At 72.6% G+C, this 18,520-nt stretch carries 16 protein-coding genes; 7 read left to right on the top strand and 9 right to left on the bottom strand.

Annotated elements, in window-relative coordinates; translation table 11 throughout:
- The first annotated feature begins 100 nt into the window (after positions 1–100).
- A complete protein-coding gene (locus tag ABD292_RS02340) occupies positions 101–1,624 on the top strand; it encodes an MFS transporter (protein WP_344204840.1) in 1,524 nt (507 codons plus the stop codon).
- On the opposite strand, the gene ABD292_RS02335 is transcribed toward ABD292_RS02340, so the two are convergent.
- The 7 genes from ABD292_RS02335 to ABD292_RS02305 all read right to left on the bottom strand — a co-directional run bounded on the left by ABD292_RS02335 (position 1,588) and on the right by ABD292_RS02305 (position 9,118).
- On the bottom strand, positions 1,588–2,904 hold the full coding sequence (locus ABD292_RS02335) for a sensor histidine kinase (RefSeq protein ID WP_344204839.1): 1,317 nt from the start codon (positions 2,902–2,904) through the stop codon (positions 1,588–1,590). The genes ABD292_RS02340 and ABD292_RS02335 overlap by 37 nt on opposite strands.
- Positions 2,901–3,566 (bottom strand): response regulator transcription factor, encoded by a 666-nt coding sequence (locus ABD292_RS02330; RefSeq protein ID WP_344204838.1) that lies wholly within the window; start codon positions 3,564–3,566, stop codon positions 2,901–2,903. Before ABD292_RS02330 ends, ABD292_RS02335 begins: the two co-directional genes overlap by 4 nt.
- Positions 3,567–3,590: 24 nt before the next feature.
- Positions 3,591–4,901, bottom strand: a complete 1,311-nt coding sequence (locus ABD292_RS02325) for an MFS transporter (RefSeq protein WP_344204837.1) — start codon at positions 4,899–4,901, stop codon at positions 3,591–3,593.
- Between the two features lie 126 nt (positions 4,902–5,027).
- Entirely contained in the window at positions 5,028–7,139 is a 2,112-nt protein-coding gene (locus ABD292_RS02320) for a protein kinase domain-containing protein (RefSeq protein WP_344204835.1), read from the bottom strand.
- A 40-nt stretch (positions 7,140–7,179) separates the two neighbouring features.
- Positions 7,180–8,154 (bottom strand): GNAT family N-acetyltransferase, encoded by a 975-nt coding sequence (locus tag ABD292_RS02315; protein ID WP_344204833.1) that lies wholly within the window; start codon positions 8,152–8,154, stop codon positions 7,180–7,182.
- Positions 8,151–8,810: a 2-phosphosulfolactate phosphatase gene (locus ABD292_RS02310; RefSeq protein ID WP_344204832.1), complete on the bottom strand. Its 660-nt coding sequence runs from the start codon at positions 8,808–8,810 to the stop codon at positions 8,151–8,153. Before ABD292_RS02310 ends, ABD292_RS02315 begins: the two co-directional genes overlap by 4 nt.
- 62 nt (positions 8,811–8,872) lie before the next feature.
- Complete coding sequence (locus ABD292_RS02305; protein WP_329582781.1) at positions 8,873–9,118, bottom strand: DUF2630 family protein; 246 nt, start codon at positions 9,116–9,118, stop codon at positions 8,873–8,875.
- 37 nt (positions 9,119–9,155) lie between these two features.
- Between ABD292_RS02305 and ddaH the strand changes: the two genes are divergently transcribed.
- The 4 genes from ddaH to ABD292_RS02285 all read left to right on the top strand — a co-directional run bounded on the left by ddaH (position 9,156) and on the right by ABD292_RS02285 (position 13,549).
- Positions 9,156–9,902: a dimethylargininase gene (ddaH, locus tag ABD292_RS02300; protein ID WP_344204831.1), complete on the top strand. Its 747-nt coding sequence runs from the start codon at positions 9,156–9,158 to the stop codon at positions 9,900–9,902.
- Positions 9,903–10,098: 196 nt separating this feature from the next.
- Complete coding sequence (gene leuA / locus ABD292_RS02295) at positions 10,099–11,805, top strand: 2-isopropylmalate synthase (protein WP_344204830.1); 1,707 nt, start codon at positions 10,099–10,101, stop codon at positions 11,803–11,805.
- A 170-nt stretch (positions 11,806–11,975) separates the two neighbouring features.
- Positions 11,976–12,593: a type IV toxin-antitoxin system AbiEi family antitoxin domain-containing protein gene (locus ABD292_RS02290; protein WP_344204828.1), complete on the top strand. Its 618-nt coding sequence runs from the start codon at positions 11,976–11,978 to the stop codon at positions 12,591–12,593.
- A complete protein-coding gene (locus ABD292_RS02285) occupies positions 12,590–13,549 on the top strand; it encodes a nucleotidyl transferase AbiEii/AbiGii toxin family protein (RefSeq protein WP_344204826.1) in 960 nt (319 codons plus the stop codon). The genes ABD292_RS02290 and ABD292_RS02285 overlap by 4 nt, the downstream gene beginning before the upstream one ends.
- Here the strand turns inward: ABD292_RS02285 and ABD292_RS02280 are convergent.
- Both ABD292_RS02280 and ABD292_RS02275 read right to left on the bottom strand, forming a co-directional pair.
- Positions 13,518–13,730, bottom strand: coding sequence for a DUF397 domain-containing protein (locus ABD292_RS02280; RefSeq protein ID WP_344204824.1), 213 nt, complete (start codon positions 13,728–13,730; stop codon positions 13,518–13,520). The genes ABD292_RS02285 and ABD292_RS02280 overlap by 32 nt on opposite strands.
- Positions 13,718–14,542 carry a helix-turn-helix domain-containing protein gene (locus tag ABD292_RS02275; RefSeq protein WP_344204822.1) on the bottom strand — a complete coding sequence of 275 codons (825 nt, stop codon included), beginning with the start codon at positions 14,540–14,542 and terminating at the stop codon, positions 13,718–13,720. Before ABD292_RS02275 ends, ABD292_RS02280 begins: the two co-directional genes overlap by 13 nt.
- A gap of 235 nt (positions 14,543–14,777) precedes the next feature.
- Here ABD292_RS02275 and ABD292_RS02270 point away from each other — a divergent pair, with 235 nt between their 5' ends.
- Positions 14,778–16,175, top strand: coding sequence for an MFS transporter (locus ABD292_RS02270; protein ID WP_344204820.1), 1,398 nt, complete (start codon positions 14,778–14,780; stop codon positions 16,173–16,175).
- Entirely contained in the window at positions 16,172–18,514 is a 2,343-nt protein-coding gene (locus ABD292_RS02265) for a PEP/pyruvate-binding domain-containing protein (protein ID WP_344204818.1), read from the top strand. The genes ABD292_RS02270 and ABD292_RS02265 overlap by 4 nt, the downstream gene beginning before the upstream one ends.
- The last annotated feature ends 6 nt before the right edge of the window (positions 18,515–18,520 follow it).

Below are 18,520 nucleotides of genomic sequence, written 5' to 3'. Positions count from 1 at the left end.
TCGATCGTAGGCCGAGCGGCGCCCCGGAGGGTGTCCCTGTCAAGTGCACCCACGCCAGGGGGATGGCTGCCGGGCCCCCTCCTGGCGGACCGTCGATGCCATGTCTCGACAGCACACGCACACCTCGCCGGGGCCGCGGGCCTGGCTCGGCCTGGTGGTGATCCTCGGGCCCGTCCTGCTGGTCTCCATGGACGGGTCCATCCTCTTCCTGGCGATGCCCCGGATCAGCCAGGACCTCACGCCGACCGCCGACCAGGCCCTGTGGATCCTGGACGTCTACGGCTTCGCCGTCGGCTCCCTGCTGATCGCGTTCGGCAACCTCGGCGACCGGTACGGCCGGCTGAAACTGCTCATGATCGGCGCGACGGCGTTCGGGATCGGCTCGGCGGGAGCGGCGTTCGCGCCCGGCCCCGAGCTGCTGATCGTCGCCCGCGCGCTGATGGGGGTGGCGGGCGCCACGCTCCTGCCGTCGGCCCTCGCGGTGCTGAGCGAGCTGTTCGCCGACCCGCGGCGGCGGGCGCAGGCCATCGGCGTCTTCGCGGCGGCGTTCGCGGCCGGGTTCGCCATCGGCCCGGTCGTCGGCGGCATCCTGCTTGAGCGGTTCTGGTGGGGCTCGGTCTTCCTGATCAACCTGCCCGTCGTCGCCCTGTTCCTGCTCCTCGCGCCCATCCTGCTACGCGAGGTCCGGGCGACTCGCCCGGGTCGCGTCGACGTGCTCAGCGTCGTGACCTCGGCGGCCGGTCTCCTGCTCGTCATCTACGCGCTCAAGCACGCCGCCGCCGAAGGCCCGTCGGCCGTCGCGGTCGTGCCGGGGATGGCGGGGGCGGCGCTGCTGGCGTGGTTCGCGCGCAGGCAGCGCGGCCTCCGGCACCCGCTGGTGGACTTCTCGCTCTTCCGCGACCGGGTCTTCACGGTGGCGATCATCACCGGGCTGCTGCCGCTGGCGGCCTGGTCGGCGACCGCGTACCTGGCGGGCGTCTACCTGCAGTCCGTCCTCGGCCTGCCCGTCCTGCGCGCGGCCCTGCTCGCGCTGCCCGGCGCCGTGGTCCTCACGGTCAGCTGCGTCGTCACGCCCCTCGTGGCCGGCCGCGTCGGGAAGCGCGCCGCCCTCGCGGTCTGCCACTTCTCCATCGCGGCCGGTCTGCTGCTCCTGCTGCCCACGGCCGTCACGGGCGGGACGGGCTGGTACGTCGCCTCCACGGTCGTCGCGGGCATCGGCTACGGCATCTCCTTCAGCGTCGTCGCCGACACCGCCGTCGGCGCCGTCCCTCCGGCACGAGCGGGCTCGGCGGGCGCGATCGCGGAGACCAGCAACGAGTTGGGCAACGCCCTCGGCATCGCGCTCCTCGGCTCGCTCGCCGCCCTGGTCTTCCGCCTCCAGGGGCCGGACCTGGCGCCCACCCTCGGCGAGACCCTCCGGCTTCCCGGCCTCGCGGCGGCGGCGGCCGAGGAGGCGAAGACGGCCTTCGTGACCGGCCTGCACGTGGCCGCCGCCGTGGCCGGCGTCCTGCACCTGGCACTCGGCGTCTTCGCTGCCCGCCGGCTCTCCAACTCGGCACGGACCGGCCCCGGAATCCGACACGGAGCTCACGAGGGGAGACGGAGCTCCACGGTCAGTCCGTGAGGAACGGTGGGCAGGAGGTGGAGGGCGCCGCCGCAGGCGCGGGCCAGCTCGGCGGCGATGGCCAGGCCGAGCCCGCTCCCCGGCACGTTCGCGTGCGAGCCCGCCCGCCAGAAGCGCCCCAGCGCCTCGGCCCGCTCCTCCTCGCCCAGCCCCGGCCCGTCGTCGGCCACCCGCAGCACCCCGCCGGCCAGGGTGACGGTCACCGTCCCGCCCTCGGGGACGAACTTCTGCGCGTTGTCCAGCGCGATGTCGGCGATCCTGGCCGCCGCCTCCGGCACCTCGCCGTGCTCGGGGGCCACCAGGGCGAGCCCCTTGGCCGCGTACACCTCGCGCCAGACCGCGAGGCGCGGCCCCAGCGGGACCGGCCGGGACTCCAGCCCTGCTCCCGCCTCCACTCTGGCGAGGGTCAGCAGGTCCTCCACCAGCAGCGCCAGCCGGTCCAGCTCGGCCATCGCCTCGGCGTACTCGGCCGAGCCCTCGGCCTTCAGATGCGGCTCCAGGTTCTCCAGCCGCAGCCCCAGCACGGTGAGCGGGGTGCGCAGCTCGTGCGAGGCGTCGGCGACGAAGGCCCGCTGCCGCTCCATCGCCCCCGCCACGGCGTCGGCCATCGCGTTGAAGCGCTCCTCCAGCCGCCGCAGCTCCGACGGCCCGGCCCCCGGATGCGCCCGCGCGTCCAGCCGGCCCCGCGCGATGGCCCGCGTGGTGCGGTCCAGCTCGGTGACCGGGCGCAGGATCCAGCGGGCCAGCCGCCTGGCCACCAGCGCGCCGAGCCCGAGCGCGGCCAGCGCGCCGAGCGCCAGCGCGCCCCACACCAGCGACACGTCCAGCCGGGCGCGGCCCGCCGGGGCCTGGAGCAGCACCACGCCCGAGAGCTGCGCGTCCCGCCCGGCGGGCTCGGCCAGCAGCGCGTACGCCGGCCCGAACGGCGTCGTCATCGGCAGGTCATCGGTGGTGCGGCCGGACAGCGCCAGGCGGGTGGCCTCCCGGTCGTCGGCGGCGAAGGAGCCGGCGGTGAAGCGGACCGAGCCGTCCCGGTCGCGCACGCGGACCGCCGCGCCGTACAGGTCGGCGTAGCGGCGCACCTCCTGCACCAGGCCCGCGTAGTCGCCCTCGCGCGCCGCCTGGTCGGCCAGCTCGGCGAAGCGGGTGGCGTCGGCGCGGCGGTCGAGGAGCAGCCGGTTCGTTCGGTGGGAGGCGTACGCCCAGCCGAGCGGCACCGCCAGCGCCGCGATGAGGATCGCGATCAGCGTGGTGAACGTGACCACCAGCCGCGCGTTCATCCGGCTGAGCCCAGCCGGTAGCCCGTGCCCCGCAGGGTCTCCACCAGCCCCGGCCGGCCCGTCTTGGCGCGCAGCCCCGCCACGTGCACGTCCAGCGACCGCGACGCCGACAGCAGCGGGTCGCCCCACACCTCGTCGAGGATCTCCTCCCGGCTGCGCACCACGCCGGGCTCCCTGGCCAGCAGCGCCAGCACGTCGAACTCCCGCCGGGTCAGCGTCACCGCCTCCCCGGCCACCGTCACCTGCCGCGTCTCCAGGTCGATGCGCACGTCGCCGACCTGCACCACGTCGTCGCGGCGCGGCAGCGGGCGGGTGCCGCGCCGCACGACCGCCTCCATACGGGCCATCAGCTCCGCCGTACGGAACGGCTTGACCAGGTAGTCGTCGGCCCCCGAGCGCAGGCCGCGCAGCACCTCGCGCTCCTCGGTGCGGGCGGTCACCACGATCAGCGGCACGGCCGACACCCGGCGCAGGCGGCGCAGCACGTCGAGGCCGTCCATGTCGGGCAGACCCAGGTCCAGCAGGACGAAGTCGACGCCCCCCGCCAGGCGGAGGGCGTCGACGGCCAGACCCGCCCGCGTCACCCGGTGGCCGTGCCGGGCGAGCGCCGTCGTCAGCGCGGCGGCCAGCCGGTCATCGTCCTCGACCAGCAGAACTCGCATGCCGCTAGGGTAGACGCGCGCGGGCTACACGCGTTCCGGGACGGCCCCCGCCGTCTGCTCGGCCCGCGACAGGGCCGCGTCCCGGGTCTCGCGCATGAACAGGTAGACGACGAGCGAGACGGCGGCGCAACCGGCGACGTACCAGAAGAAACCGGATTCCATCTTCGCGTTCTTGAACCACAGCGCCACGTACTCGGCGGTGCCGCCGAACAGCGCGTTCGCGATCGCGTACGGCAACGCCACCCCGAGCGCCCGCACCCCGGTCGGGAACAGCTCGGCCTTCACCACCGCGTTGATCGAGGTGTAGCCGGTGACGATCACCAGCCCGGTCAGCGACAGCGCCAGCGCCCCGCCGAACCCGCTCGCCCCGCCGAGCGCCGTCATCAGCGGCACCGTCCCCAGCATCGACCCGATCCCGAACGTGATCAGCAGCGGCCGCCGCCCGATCCGGTCCGACAGCGCCCCCGCCAGCGGCTGCAGGCACATGAAGACGAACAGCGCGCAGAAGCTCACCAGCGTGGCCGTCTCCTTCGCCAGGCCCGCCGTGTTCGACAGGTATTTGGTGAGGTAGGTCGTGTAGGTGTAGTACGCCACCGTGCCGCCCATCGTCAGGGCGATCACCAGCAGCGCCTCCCTCTTGTGGGCGAGCAGCCCCCGGATCGTCCCCCGGTCCGAGCTCTCCTCGGCGTGCCGCTCCTCGTCGTACGCCTCGGTCTCCAGCAGGCTCCGCCGCAGGTAGAACACGACCGCGGCGGCGAGGGCGCCGACCACGAACGGGATGCGCCAGCCGTAGGAGCTGAGCGCCTCCTTCGACATCGTGTTCTGCAGGATGATCTGCAGGCCGAGGCCGACGAGCTGGCCGGCGGTCATCGAGACGTACTGGAAGCTGGAGGCCAGGCCGCGGCGGCCGCGCGGGGTCGCCTCCGTGAGGTACGTGGCGCTGGCCGCGTACTCGCCGCCCACCGACAGGCCCTGGAGCAGCCGGGCGACGACCAGCACCAGCGCGCCGAAGTAGCCGACCGACTCGTACGTGGGCGCGATCGCGATCAGCAGGGCGCTGGCCGACATCAGCGTGACCGTCAGCGTGAGCGCCGCCTTGCGGCCCCGGCGGTCGGCGTAACGGCCGAGCAGCCAGCCGCCGAGCGGGCGCATGAAGAAGCCGACGGCGAAGATCGCCGCGGTGTTGAGCAGCTTGGCCGTGTCGTCGCCCTCCGGGAAGAAGGACGCGGCGAAGTAGACGGCGAAGCTGCTGTAGACGAACCAGTCGTACCACTCGACCAGGTTGCCGACCGAGCCGCCGACCACCGCCTTCCACGGCACACGGGGTTTGCTCACTTGGGGACCTCCAGGGGGCTGGGGGAGTACCTGCAGGTCAGAGCCTCACCCCAGGAAGGAGCCCGGACAAGGTGGAGGGGCCGAGATCTAACGTCCGCTTAACATCGGCGCCTTCCGGCGGAAACGTCAGCGCAACGGCGGGTTCGCCAGCTTCGCCCGCTCCAGGGCCATCTCCGCCCACCACGTGCCCGCCTCCGGCGCGACGACGCCCCGCTCGGGGTCCTTGTCGCCCTTCGTGCCGCGCCGGCAGTGGCCGCCGGAGGTGCCGGGACGGGCGATCCACAGGTAGGCGTCGGCCAGTTCCTCGCCCGTCTCGGTCGTCGGACGGTCGCCGACGCCCCTGCCCGGCGGGTTGCACCAGGTCTGCGGGTCCGCGTAGTGCTTCTCCGGCGCCCAGGAACCCTGCCCGTTGCGCGCGGTGTCGACGACGAAGTGCGGCAGCGCGGCCGGGTCCACCGGCGCGTCGGGCGGGCAGCCGGAACGGCCGGCGCGGCGCAGGGCGACACAAACCGAGAGCTTCTTGCCGTACCCGACGGCCTTCGCGGTGCGCTGGAAGGCGGCGGCGTTGACGAAGAAGCCGTCGGTCTCGCCGACGCCCGCCTTGAGCAGGCGCTCGGCCATGACCTCGGTGCCGGGGTAGAGGTCCTGGGCGCCGTCGAGGTAGACGGCGGTGCGCGGGTTCGCCTTGAGCGCCCCGGCCGCCGCGCGCAGGGCCGCGTAGCGCTGGTCGGGGGAGCCCTGCGGGTCGCAGTTCTTCGTGCCGGGCAGCTTGACCAGGCTGCCCGGCTCCAGGACGACCACGGCCGGGGACGGGCCGATCTGGCCGGCGATCCCCTCGATCCAGCTCTGGTACGCCGCCAGCTCCGCCCGCGTGGCGGGCCGGCACTGGTCGCTGCCCGGCAGGTAGTTGACCAGGAACACCGGGACCCCGCCCGCGGCGTTGTCCACGGCTTGGGCCACCTTGTCGCGTACCTCCGGGTTGCCGAGGCGGATGGCGTGCGGGACCTTCGCCAGCTTCTCCATCAGGGCGGCGTCCTGGGGGCGGTCCTTCTTCCAGAGGGCCGCCTGGCCGGCGGCGTTGGGCTCTTCGGGGGAGTAGAAGGCGACGGGACGGGCGGCGCGCAGCGGGTTCCCGTTTTCTGGCGCGGTGGCCGTCGTCCTGGGATCGCCCCGGCCGCTCACCCGGGAGGCCGCGCCGGGCGAGGCGTTCTCGGCGGGCGAGCCGCCGCCGGGCCCGGCCACCCCGTTCAGCACCAGCCCCACCGTCACCCCGGCCACGGCCACGGTCACCGCCGCCACCCCGGCCACGACCCTGCCCCGCCTCCGGCCACCGGACGGCGCGGTCGTCCCCTCGTCTCCCGCCGCGCCCTCACCCTCCGCCGCGTCTTGGGAGGCCGGCGGGGGAGGGGCGGGAAAGGCGTCCGCAGGGAGGGCCGAGGGATTGGCGGCGCTGAGACGGTCCAGGAGGTCCTGGGCCGTGGGCCGCCGCGCCGGGTCCTTGGTGACCGCGGCCTCGACCAGCTCCCGCAGCACCCCCGACAGCCCGTGCAGCTCCGGAGCCTCGTTCACGATGCGCAGCAGGATCGTCGGCACCGAGCCCGTACCGAACGGCGACACCCCCGACGCCGCGAACGCCACCGTGCACCCCCACGAGAAGATGTCCGACGCGGGCCCCACCCGCGACCCCGACACCTGCTCGGGCGACATGTACGCGGGCGTCCCCACGATCGCGCTGCTCACCTCCGCCTCGGTGAAGCGCGCGATCCCGAAGTCGATGACCTTGGGCCCCACCTGGGAGAGCAGCACGTTGGACGGTTTGAGGTCCCGGTGCACCACGCCCGCCCCGTGGATGGCCCGCAGCGCCACCGCCATGGCCGCCGCGAGCCCGTCCAGCGCCGACCCCGTCAAAGGCCCCGACGCGCGTACCGCGTCACCGAGGCTCGGGCCTTCGACGTACTCGGTGACCAGGTAGGCGGGGTCGCCGTCCACGTCGGCGTCGAGGACCGGGGCGGTGCAGAAGCGGGCGACCCGCCGCGCCGCGGCGACCTCCCTGGCGAAGCGGCGGCGGAACCCGGGGTCCGCGCTCATCCGCGCGTTGATCAGCTTGACCGCCACCCGGGCGCCGTCCGGCGCCCGCCCGAGGTAGACGATCCCCATGCCGCCCTCGCCCAGCCGGCCCAGCAGGGTGTAGGGCCCGGCCTGGCGTGGATCCCCGTCGCGCAGCGCGTCCAAGGTCATAAGCCGTCAGAGTAACCCGCCCGCAGGAGCCTGGGGAGGGTCACAGCTCAAGCCGCCAGGTGTGCCACTCGTCGAGCAGCCGGAATCCCATGGCCTCGTTGATGGCCAGCATGTGGACGTTCGTGCCGGCGTTCCAGGTGATGACGCGGTCGAGGTGCGGCTCGCTCTCGCGCAGCCACAGCAGGTTGGCGAGCTTGACGAGCAGGCCGAGGCGGCGGCCCCGGTGCGGGCGCAGCACCACCGTGTCCACCTGGCTCGCCCAGCCGTCGGAGCGGTCGGCCTTCAGGACGATGCGGGTGAAGGCGGCGGGCGCGCCGTCGCCGGCGCGGCGGGCGATCGTCGTGTAGCAGGTCTGGCCCGCCTCGGCGATGCTCCGCTCGCGCTCGCCGACCCGCTCGGCGTCGTAGCGGCTCGCCTCGACGCCGGCGTCGCGCGGCGCGTCGTTCATGCCGTCGAACAGCGTGGCGAGGTCGTCCAGCAGCTCCGGCCCCGCCGGGCCCACCCACTGCTGGAGCGTGTAACCCTCGACCGCCGGCGTCAGCGCCCGCAGCGCCGCCGGGTCGGCCGCGCGCAGGTCGAGCGTACGGCGCGCCTCGGTGACCGAGGGCGTCATGCCGTGCGCCCGCGCGAACCGCGCGCCCGCGCCCGTGGCCGGCGTCTCGGTGAGCAGCAGCCGGCGGCCGTGCGCGCGGGCCCGGCCCACGGCGTGCTCGAACAGCGCGGCGCCCAGTCCGCGCCCGCGCCGCTCGGGCCGCACCACCAGGGGGAACACCGACGCGGTGTGCGTGTTGTCGAGGCGCGGCAGCCCCAGGCTGTAGCCGCCGGCGACGTTCCCGCGCTCGATCGCCACCCACATCTCCACTCCCTGGCCCGGCCGGTCGGCGCCGAAGTTCAGGCGGAAGCGGGGCAGGGTGGGGAGGGGGCCGGGGTCGTCGGCGTTGGCCGCCACGTAGGCGTCGTACAGGCCCGCGACCATGCCCTCGTCCCGGCCGAGATCGACTCGCTGGACAGTCATCCGGTCAGCATAGGCACGGCGTGCGGCCGGAGGACCATGATCGAGTCTTCCAGGGTCGCCACCATGGCGAAGGGGAACCGGTCGAGCTCAAGGCAGAGGGCGACGTCGTCAGGATGGGCTCCTTCACGCACCCCCTCCGCCAGCTCGGCGGCGGCACGTGACCCGGCGGCGCGGCGGAGGAATTCGGCCGCATCCGTCCCGGCCTCGGCGGCGCGGTGAGCGATGTACTGGGCGCACGCCAGATCCTCGTCGGCCTGCCCGTCCTCGCCGGTGACCACGAACGTGACGCTGTCGCACCCGCGTGCCCGCAGGAGCCGGGCCGTCGCCTCCGCCACCACGAAGCCGGCGCACAGCACCAGCGACGCCTCCTTGACGGCGAGGGCGCCGACCGTCCCCGCCGTGGTCTTCTGCACGACGGTCCGTCCGCCGAGGTCAAGGGAGCGCAGCAGGGCCGGCGAGTTGACGGCGTCGAACCCGGGCGCGGGCGGACCGTCCTTGAGCGCCACCCAGTCCGGGTGGCGGGCCTTGAGCGCGAGGGCGTCGTCCAGCGACTCGGCGAGCACGATCTTCTCCGCCCCCTGGGCGAAGGCCCAGGCGGCCACGGTGTAGGCGCGCATGACGTCCACCACGACCGCCACCGACGGGGTTTCGACCAACTCAGTGATGCCAAAGAAACGGGGGTTCACTCAAATGATGATCGCGCACTCCGGAGCGCGGGTCACTGGCGGTAGTTCTCCACCTGGCCGGCCGGGCGGACCGCGGCCTCGTCCGGGTCCTCGCCCGCGCCGCGCCGGGCCCGGCGCTGCCTCAGCAGGTCCCAGCACTGGTCGAGCGCCGTCTCCAGCTCCTTGACGCGGTTGTGCTCGTCGTCCGTCGTCACCTCGCCGTTCGAGAGCTTCTCGCGCAACTGGTGCTCCTCGTCGACCAGGGCGCTGATCCTCGTCAGAATCTCGTCATCACTCATGCCAAGACTCTAATCCGAACGTGATAGAACACGCCCTATGTCTGGTATCGCGCTGGTAAGGAAGCCCGGCCCCCGTATCGCCGAGGGCATCGTGACCCACCTCCAGCGCGAGCCGGTGGATCCCGGTCGGGCCCTCGACCAGCACGAGGCGTACGTCGCCGCGCTGGAGGCGGCCGGCCGGCGGATCGTGTACGCCGAGCCCGCCGACGACCTGCCCGACGCGCCGTTCGTGGAGGACGCGGTGGTGGTGTCGGGCCGCGTGGCGGTGCTGACCCGGCCCGGCGCGGCCGAGCGGCGGCCCGAGGTGGAGTCCGTGGCGCGGACCGTACGCGACCTCGGGCTGAAGACCGTCATGATCGCCCGGCCGGGCACGCTCGAGGGCGGCGACGTGCTGCAGTCCGGCCCCACCGTCTACGTCGGCCGCTCCGCCCGCACCAACGAGGAGGGCATCCGCCAGCTCGCGGCCCTGCTGCCGGAGCGCCGCGTCGTGCCCGTGGACGTACGCGGCGTCCTGCACCTCAAGTCCGCCGTGACCGCGCTGCCCGACGGCACCCTCATCGGCGACCCCCGCCACGTGGACCTGCCCGGCCTGCTGGTGCCGCCGGAGGAACCGGGCGCCCACGTCGTCCCGCTGGGCGGCGAGAGCGTGCTGATCGCGGCCTCCGCCCCGCGTACCGCCGAGCTGCTGGAGCGGCGCGGGCTCGCCGTCACGGCCGTGGACATCTCGGAGTTCGAGAAGCTCGAAGGCTGCGTGACCTGCCTCAGCGTGCTCGTCGAGGAGTGAGCCGCGACACACCGTTTCTCGCGATCTGAGATAACGCACAGCGCATACCGAGACGTCTGATAGCGTGCAAGACATGCTGCGCGGGCTCCTTCTTAGCTGCCGCGGCGGGGGCCTTTAAGGCCGGCTCCCTCGCCGCGGAGCCAGTCATGCGCGTCGGCCGCTTCCTTTCCGAACCGCCCGACGAGGAGCAACGACCATGACCGCTCAGCAGCCCAGCCGGATGCCGATCCATCGCTATCAGCCCTTTCAGCCCGTCAAGCTGACCGATCGCACCTGGCCCGACAAGGTCATCACCAAGGCGCCCCGCTGGTGCGCGGTGGACCTGCGCGACGGCAACCAGGCGCTGATCGACCCGATGGACTCCCACCGCAAGCTCCAGATGTTCGAGCTGCTGGTACGCCTGGGCTTCAAGGAGATCGAGGTCGGCTTCCCCGCCGCCTCGCAGACCGACTTCGACTTCGTCCGGCAGATCATCGAAGAGGACCGCATCCCCGATGACGTCGTCATCCAGGTCCTGACGCAGGCGCGGCCCGAGCTCATCGAGCGCACCTTCGAGTCGCTGCAGGGCGCCAAGCAGGCCATCGTCCACCTCTACAACTCCACCTCCACGCTGCAGCGCCGGGTCGTCTTCGGCCAGGACAAGGAGGGCATCACCGCGATCGCCGTCGAGGGCGCCAAGCTGGTGAAGAAGCTCGCCGACGCGAGCGACGTGGACGTCTTCTTCGAGTACTCCCCGGAGTCGTTCACCGGCACCGAGCTGGAGTACGCCGTCGAGGTCTGCGACGCCGTCAACGAGGTGTGGCAGCCCACCCCCGACCGCAAGGTCATCATCAACCTGCCCGCCACGGTCGAGATGGCCACCCCCAACGTCTACGCCGACCAGATCGAGTGGATGAGCCGCAACCTGCGCCACCGCGACTCGATCGTGCTGTCGCTGCACCCGCACAACGACCGCGGCACCGCCGTCGCCGCCGCCGAGCTCGGCTACATGGCCGGCGCCGACCGCATCGAGGGCTGCCTGTTCGGCAACGGCGAGCGCACCGGCAACGTCTGCCTGGTCACGCTCGGCATGAACCTGTTCTCCCAGGGCGTCGACCCCGAGATCGACTTCAGTGACATCGACGAGATCCGCCGCGTCACCGAATACTGCAACCAGCTTCCCGTGCACCCGCGCCACCCGTGGGGCGGCGAGCTGGTCTACACCGCCTTCTCCGGCTCCCACCAGGACGCCATCAAGAAGGGCTTCGAGCACCTGGAGCGCGACGCCGCGGCCGCCGGGACGCCGGTGGACGAGTTCACGTGGGCGGTCCCCTACCTGCCGATCGACCCGAAGGACATCGGGCGCACGTACGAAGCCGTGATCCGGGTCAACAGCCAGTCCGGCAAGGGCGGCGTGGCGTACATCATGAAGTCCGACCACCAGCTCGACCTGCCGCGCCGGCTGCAGATCGAGTTCTCCAAGGTCGTGCAGGCCCGCACCGACAGCGAGGGCGGCGAGGTCAGCCCCGCGGAGATGTACGAGATCTTCCGCGACGAATACCTCCCCAACCCGGCCAACCGCTGGGGCCGGCTGAGCCTGCTGGCGCACCGCAGCGAGTCCACGGTCGACGACAAGGACCGCATCAGCGCCGACATCCGCCTCGACGGCGAGATCCGCGAGGTCGGCGGCACCGGCAACGGCCCCATCTCGGCCTTCATCGACGCGCTCGGCGGCGTCGGCATCGACGTACGGGTGCTCGACTACTCCGAGCACGCCATGAGCTCGGGCAGCGACGCCAAGGCCGCCTCCTACCTGGAGTGCGACGTCAACGGCGAGGTGCTGTGGGGCGTCGGCATCGACGCCAACACCACCACCGCCTCGCTGAAGGCCATCATCTCGGCGGTCAACCGCGCCTCCCGCTGACGCCGTACCAAGACCGCGCCTCACGGACGATCGTGGCGCGGTCTTGGTCTTTCTGCAGAACGCCCGTAGGAGCCTATGATGCGGCCTGACTACAAGAAAACTTTAGTTTCGTGCAGAGATGTGCGCGGAACTAAAAGCGACTTGTAGTTCCAGCGGCCTAGACTTGCCGCATGTCGATCGAACGGCATCGGCGGTCCGGACACGTACGCCGCGACAGGCTCTGGGAACTCGCCGCGAGCCAGCGTGGCTACTTCACCGCAGCTCAAGCCGTCGAACTGGGCTACTCCCACCAGGCTCAACACTTCCACGCCCAGCAGGGGAACTGGCTGCGCATCGGACGCGCGCTCTACCGCCTTCGGGAATTCGCCATACTGCCGGGGGGAGATCATGATCATTTTGTCCGTTGGTGGCTCTGGAGCGGCCAACGGGCCGTTGTCTCACATCTCAGCGCGCTCGCAGTTCACGATCTCGGGATCGCCAATCCGGCTGAGATCCACCTGACCGTCGGACGAGGGTTCCGGCAGAAGAACGACCAAGTCGTCCTGCATCGCGCGGAGCTGCCTGCGGACGACGTCGAGGATCGCGAAGGGTTCAGAGTGACCACGCCGGTGCGAGCGATCAGCGAGTCCGCCGCAGACGGGGCGGACCAGGACGTGATCGATTCGGCCGTCTCCGAACTGCTGCAGCGCGGGGGAGCCACCCGAGGCCAGCTCATTCGAGCGGCACAGCGCCTCGGAAGCCGCGCCGAGCTAGGGGTCGAGCGGGCGCTGAGGGCGGAGCGGACATGACCCGCTACCGGAACGCGGTCGCGCTGCGCCAGGCACTGGAGAGCAGGCTCAAGAGGCAGGCGGATGAGAACGGCACCGACCTCGGCAGGCTCCGCCGCAGGGTTCTCTTCGAGCGGGCCTTGGCGCGCCTGTCCGCGTCCCAGCCGGGGCGGTGGATTCTCAAAGGCGGCATGGCGATGGAGTTCCGGCTGCTGGATCGGGCGAGGTCGACCAAAGATCTCGACATGGCGATCCGCTCCGGCCAGCTCGATGGCGACGGCCTGCGGGACGAACTCATCGAGGCTCTCGGCTCGGACCCCGACGGCGACAACTTCGTCTTCCAGGTGGCCCCTCCCACCGAGTTGAAACCGGACGGCGAAGGTCGCCGGGCGTACCGCTTCGGGATCCAGGGCCGGTTGGCAGGTAAGGAGTTCGCCCTGTTCAGGCTGGACGCAGTCATGCGCCCGGAGGAGATCGCGCAGACTGACCAGCTCATGCTGCCGGGGACGCTCGCTTTCGCCGAGGTCCCGTCGCGCAGTGTCGAGGCGGTCCACCCTCGTCAGCACTTCGCCGAGAAGCTGCACGCGCTGACCAGAGACTACGGAGACCGGCCGAACACCCGCGTGAAGGACCTGGTGGATCTGGTCCTGCTGATCGAGAACGGCCTGGTCCCCGATGGCGAGCTTGTCGACGTCTGTCGCCATGTCTTCGCGGTCAGGGCGTCACATGCTCTTCCCGAGGAGATTCCCGACCTGCCTCCTCGATGGGACATCGACTATCCAACTCAGGCACAGGGACTGACGATTGTGCCCGCAGACCTGTCGTCGGCGCTCGCATTCGTACGGGACTTCTGGGAACGGACGATCGCTTGGACAACGGACGGCGAGACTTCCGAGAAGGCCCCGAGCGAGTCGAAGGGCCTTCTCGGAGGATCGTTCGAGGTGGCTAGTCGAACTCACCGTCCTTCACCCCGTTGACGAAGGCGTCCCATTCGCCCGGGGTGAAGACCAGGGCCGGGCCGGTGGGGTTCTTGCTGTCGCGTACGCCGCGGTGCCCTCCGGAGAGGGTGGCGATCTCGACGCAGTTGCCGCCGTTGCTGCCCGAGTGAGAAGACTTGGTCCACGTGGCTGCGCGCAGTTCGTGGGTCAGCTCGTCCATCGTTGCATCGTCTCCTCGATCAATCTGATGGATTCCCGTTGAGACAGAGCTTCGGAGCGGATTCCTTCGTACCTGAATGCCAGGATCCTTACGCTCTCTGTCCCGTCGGTCACCTGGGCGTCGCAAGCGGCCTCGACGTACGCCGTGGCGGGGGCTCCGTGCGCCTGGCTGATGGCGAAGCCGCCGAGGAGCCCGGTGGTGGAACGCGCGCCGAGCGGAAGGATCTGGATGGTGATCCGCGGCGCCGTGCCGAGTTCGGCGAGGTGGGCGAGTTGGGCGGCCATCACGGCGTGACCGCCGATCGGGCGGTGCAGGACTCCTTCGTCGAGAACCGCCCAGAGCATCGGGGGCTTGGGCCGGTGGAGGATGGACTGGCGCTCCATGCGCGCCGTGACGTTTGCCTCGATCTCCTGCGTCGTCACGCCGGGCTCGCCGCTGAGGATCGCTCGCGCGTAGTCCTCGGTCTGGAGCAGGCCGGGGACGACCAGGGGCTCCCATGTGCGGATCGCCTCCGCCGTGGCCTCCGCGTCGAGCCAGGGCCGGAACCATGGGGGCGCCGACGCGTGGCTGACCATCGGCCAGAGCCGCATCAGCGCGCCTTCCGCTTCCAGCGCCTCGTCGCAGTGGCGGGCGAACTCCTCGGTCGGTGACCGTCTGGCCGTCTCGATCATGCTGATCGTTCCGACGGAGTACGGCACCGCCTTCGACAGGCGGATCTGGGACCAGCCTCGGGCCTTGCGATGGCGCCGCAGTTCGAAGCCGAAGAGCGCGGTCGGCGAGTCAGAGGGACATAGCTCGCTTTCCTTTGGCATCTGACCTCCTGGGGGGTCACCGCCGTTCCGACAGGATATTTGTCGGAACGGTTGATGGCGTCGTGAAGTCAATCGGCTACACAATGTAGCCAAGGGTTGGCGCGGAGCCGAGGGTTATCGGCTCGAACCCGTCGGATCGGCCGCCCTCCCACAGCGGATATTCATGAGGTGTTGAATTCGGGCGACAGCAGACTTACGCTCCTTAGAGAACGGTTCGTTCACTAAGGAGGGCGTCATGGGGTTGGTGGTGACCGGGCTGATCCTGGCCATGCTGCTCGCGGCGCTCGATCAGACGATCATGGCTCCCGCGCTGCCCGTCGTGGCCGGTGACCTCGGCGGGCTCGACCAGATGCCCGGCGTCGTCACCGCCTACCTCGTCGCCGCCACCGTCTCCATGCCCGTCTACGGCAAGCTCGGCGACCGCTACGGCCGCAAGCCGACGCTGCAGGCCGCCGTCGTCGTGTTCGTGACCGGGGCCGTCCTGTGCGCGCTCGCCACGTCGATGCCGCAGCTCATCGCGTTCCGCGTGGTGCAGGGGCTGGGCGGCGGCGGGCTGATGATCGGCGCCCAGGCGACCATCGGCGAGCTGGTCAGCCCGCGCGAGCGGGGGCGCTTCCTCGGCTACTTCGGCTCGGCGTACGTCGTGGCCGCCGTCGGCGGTCCGCTGATCGGCGGGTTCCTCATCGACCGGGTGAGCTGGCGGTGGATCTTCGCGATCTACCCGCCGCTCGGGCTGCTGGCGCTGGTCCTGCTCACCGTGGCGCTGCGGCTGCCGCGGCCCGAGGGCGGGCGGCGGCCCCTCGACGTGGCCGGGGCGCTCGCGCTGGGCGCCCTCGTCGTGGGCGTGGTGCTGGTCGGGCAGACCCGCGAGCCGGTCCACCTGCTGGTGGCCGCGGGCGGGCTGGCCGGCTGGCTGGTCAGCGCCAGGTACGCGGCCGACCCCATCATGCCGCTGCGGCTCTTCCGCGAGCGGGCCTTCGCCGTGCCCGTGGCGATCAGCCTGCTCATCGGGTTCGCGCTGTTCGGGACGATCACGTACATGCCGGCCTACCTCCAGATCGCGCACCGCGCCGGCGCCACCCAGGCCGGGCTGCTCGTGACCGCGCTCATGGGCGGGGTGCTGGCCGCCACGATCGTCTCCGGGCGGCTGATCACCAGGACCGGCCGGTACAAACCGTTCCCCGTCGCCGGGACCGCCGTCGCGGCGGCCGGGCTCGCGCTCGTCGGGCTCACGGCCGGCTCGCCGCCCGCGCTGGCCGTGTCCATGCTGGTCACCGGGCTGGGGGTCGGCCTGGTCATGCAGGTCATGCTGCTGGCCGCGCAGAACGCCGTCCCCTACGCCGACCTCGGCACGGCCACCTCGTCGGTCACGTTCGTGCGGCAGATCGGGGCGTCGGCCGGGGTCGCGGTCGTGGGCGCCTTCATCACCCTGCGGTCCGGGATCTCCGCCACCGAGACCCCGGCCGCGCTGCCCGACGGCGTGCGCGAGTCGTTCGCGACGGCCGTGCCCCCGGTGTTCGGGGCCATGGCGCCGCTGCTGGTCGTGGCGTTCGGGCTGGCGCTGGCGCTGCCGGCGCGCCCGCTCCGCACCACGGCGCACGCCGATGACATCCCCGTGAAGGAGAACTCGTGAGACTCGTCGCGCCCCTGGACGCCGTCGGCCGTGCCGACCTGCCCCTGGCCGGAGGCAAGGGCGCCAACCTGGGCGAGCTGGTCAGGAACGGCTTCCCCGTGCCGCCCGGCTTCGTCGTCACCACCCACGCCTACGACCTCGCCGGCCGGGACGGCGAGCTGCCCGCCGGGCTGCGGCGGGAGATCGCCGCCGGGTACGAGGCGCTCGGCGCCGGGCCGGTGGCCGTGCGGTCGAGCGCGACCGCCGAGGACCTGCCGGGGGCCGCGTTCGCCGGGCAGCAGGACACCTACCTCAACGTGGTGGGCGAGCAGGCGCTGCTCGACGCGGTGCGCCGCTGCTGGGGCTCGCTCCACACCGAACGGGCCGTCGCCTACCGGGCCAGGCTCGGCATCGACGACGCCGGGGTGAGCATCGCCGTGGTCGTGCAGCGCATGGTCGAGGCGGACACGGCGGGCGTCCTGTTCACCGCCGACCCGGTCACCGGCGACCGGGAGCGCATCGTCGTCGACGCGGGCGCCGGTCTCGGGGAGGCCGTCGTCTCTGGCCTGGTCACGCCCGACCACTACGAGGTGGACCGCCGGGGCCGCATCGCCTACCGGCCCGGCCGGGGCGAGGTCGTCGTCCGGAGCGCTCCCGGCGGCGGCGTCGTCCACGAGACCCGCCCCGACGGCCGGACGGCACGGCTGCCGGACGCCGTCGTGGCCGAGCTGGCCGGGCTGGCCCGCCGGGTCGCCGCCCACTACGGCCGCCCCCAGGACATCGAGTGGGCCTATGCCGCCGGCCGCCTCCACCTGCTCCAGGCGCGGCCCATGACGGCCCTGCCGCCGCCCCCGCCCGGCCGGCTCAATACGGTGCGGCGCCGGCTCACCGGCATCCTGATGGAATACCTGCCGGTCCGGCCGTACCCGATCGACATGACGACCTGGCTGCCGTACGGGCCTGCGGGGCTGATGGGCAAGGTGACCGGCGCGTTCGGGATCCGGGGCGGATTCGAGGGGTTCCTGCGCGAGGAGGACGGCGTCGTCGTCGCGCTCGTCCCGCCGAGGCCCCGCCCGACGGCCAGGGCGCTGACCGCGCCGTTCCGCCTCGCGGCCAAGGCCAGGAGGTACGACCCCGCCCGCTGGACCGAGGACCGCCGCTTCACCGGCTACCTGGCGGCGGCGCGCGACCTGGCCGCCCTGGACCTCGGGACGCTGCCGTGGGAGGAGCTGATCCGCGTGCCCAGGAAGGCGCTCGACCTGGTCGCCCCGGTGGCCGACCTGCGCATCGACTACCTGCCGGGCACCGGGCTCGCGCTGCTGCGGCTGCTGGCGGCCGTCAAGCTGCTGCGCCGGGGTGCGCTCTTCCCCGGGCTGCTGGCCGGCGCGGTCACCCGGACGAGCGAGACCAACCGGGCGCTGGAACGGCTGGCCGAGCTGGCCGTCCGCACCGGCGCGCTCGACGACGGCCCGAAGCCCGCCGAGTTCCTGGCCGCGTTCGAGGAGTTCCTGCGCGAGTACGGCCACCGCGAGACCGCCAGCCCCATCCTCGTCACCCCGCCCACCTGGGCGGACGCGCCGGAGACCGTGCTCGGCCTGGTCCGGATGCTGGCCGCGCACCCCGCGCCGGCGGCCGGGGAGCCGGGCGACGCCCTCGACCGGCTGCTCGGCCACCCGCTCCTGCGCGCCCCGAGGCGGCGGGAGCGGATGCGGCGCTGGGTGGCCGCCGCCCGCGCCGGGATCGCCTTCCGCGAGGACAGCCATTTTTACTTCACGCTGCCGCAGCCCGTCCTGCGCCGCTCGCTCGTCGAGCTGGGCCGGCGGCTGTGCGCGGCCGGCCTGCTCGACCGCCCCGAGGACGTCTTCCACCTGCGGCTGGAGGAGCTGGAGTCGATCGGCGGCGAGGCCGCGCTGAGCGGTGCCGACGGGGCCCGGCTGCGCGAGCTCGCGCGGGCGCGGGCGGCGAAACGGGAGGAGCTGGCCGGCGTACGCCTCATCGACCCCGCCGCCGTCTTCCCTTCCGCGGCGGCGGACGGGGACGCGCTGGTGACCGGCGCCCCGGCGAGCGCGGGCACCGCCACCGGGCCGGTGAAGGTGATCAGGGAACCCGCCGAGTTCGGCCGGCTGGCGGCGGGCGACGTGCTCGTCTGCCCCTACACGAACCCGTCGTGGACGCCGCTGTTCCAGCGGGCCGCGGCCGTGGTCGTGGACAGCGGAGGGACGGCCTCGCACGCGGCGATCGTGGCGCGGGAGTACGGCGTCCCCGCCGTCATGGGCACGGGCACCGGGACGTCCGTGCTGGCGGACGGCCAGGTCGTGACCGTGAACGGTGACGCGGGCACGGTCGTCCCCGCTGCCTAGGATGGC

Source organism: Nonomuraea bangladeshensis, assembly GCF_039529455.1.
GTDB classification, from domain to species: Bacteria; Actinomycetota; Actinomycetes; order Streptosporangiales; family Streptosporangiaceae; genus Nonomuraea; species Nonomuraea bangladeshensis.
Note: the sequence above shows the minus strand (reverse complement) of the source record. Positions and strands in the feature narration are given on the sequence as shown.

Bases quoted from the DNA above. Each gene is read 5' to 3' on its own strand.
- ABD292_RS02340 (WP_344204840.1), top strand. From the start codon at position 101: ATGTCTCGACAGCACACGCACACCTCGCCGGGGCCGCGGGCCTGGCTC.
- ABD292_RS02335 (WP_344204839.1), bottom strand. From the start codon at position 2,904: ATGAACGCGCGGCTGGTGGTCACGTTCACCACGCTGATCGCGATCCTC.
- ABD292_RS02330 (WP_344204838.1), bottom strand. From the start codon at position 3,566: ATGCGAGTTCTGCTGGTCGAGGACGATGACCGGCTGGCCGCCGCGCTG.
- ABD292_RS02320 (WP_344204835.1), bottom strand. From the start codon at position 7,139: ATGACCTTGGACGCGCTGCGCGACGGGGATCCACGCCAGGCCGGGCCC.
- ABD292_RS02315 (WP_344204833.1), bottom strand. From the start codon at position 8,154: ATGACTGTCCAGCGAGTCGATCTCGGCCGGGACGAGGGCATGGTCGCG.
- ABD292_RS02305 (WP_329582781.1), bottom strand. From the start codon at position 9,118: ATGAGTGATGACGAGATTCTGACGAGGATCAGCGCCCTGGTCGACGAG.
- ddaH (WP_344204831.1), top strand. From the start codon at position 9,156: ATGTCTGGTATCGCGCTGGTAAGGAAGCCCGGCCCCCGTATCGCCGAG.
- leuA (WP_344204830.1), top strand. From the start codon at position 10,099: ATGACCGCTCAGCAGCCCAGCCGGATGCCGATCCATCGCTATCAGCCC.
- ABD292_RS02290 (WP_344204828.1), top strand. From the start codon at position 11,976: ATGTCGATCGAACGGCATCGGCGGTCCGGACACGTACGCCGCGACAGG.
- ABD292_RS02285 (WP_344204826.1), top strand. From the start codon at position 12,590: ATGACCCGCTACCGGAACGCGGTCGCGCTGCGCCAGGCACTGGAGAGC.
- ABD292_RS02280 (WP_344204824.1), bottom strand. From the start codon at position 13,730: ATGGACGAGCTGACCCACGAACTGCGCGCAGCCACGTGGACCAAGTCT.
- ABD292_RS02275 (WP_344204822.1), bottom strand. From the start codon at position 14,542: ATGCCAAAGGAAAGCGAGCTATGTCCCTCTGACTCGCCGACCGCGCTC.
- ABD292_RS02270 (WP_344204820.1), top strand. From the start codon at position 14,778: ATGGGGTTGGTGGTGACCGGGCTGATCCTGGCCATGCTGCTCGCGGCG.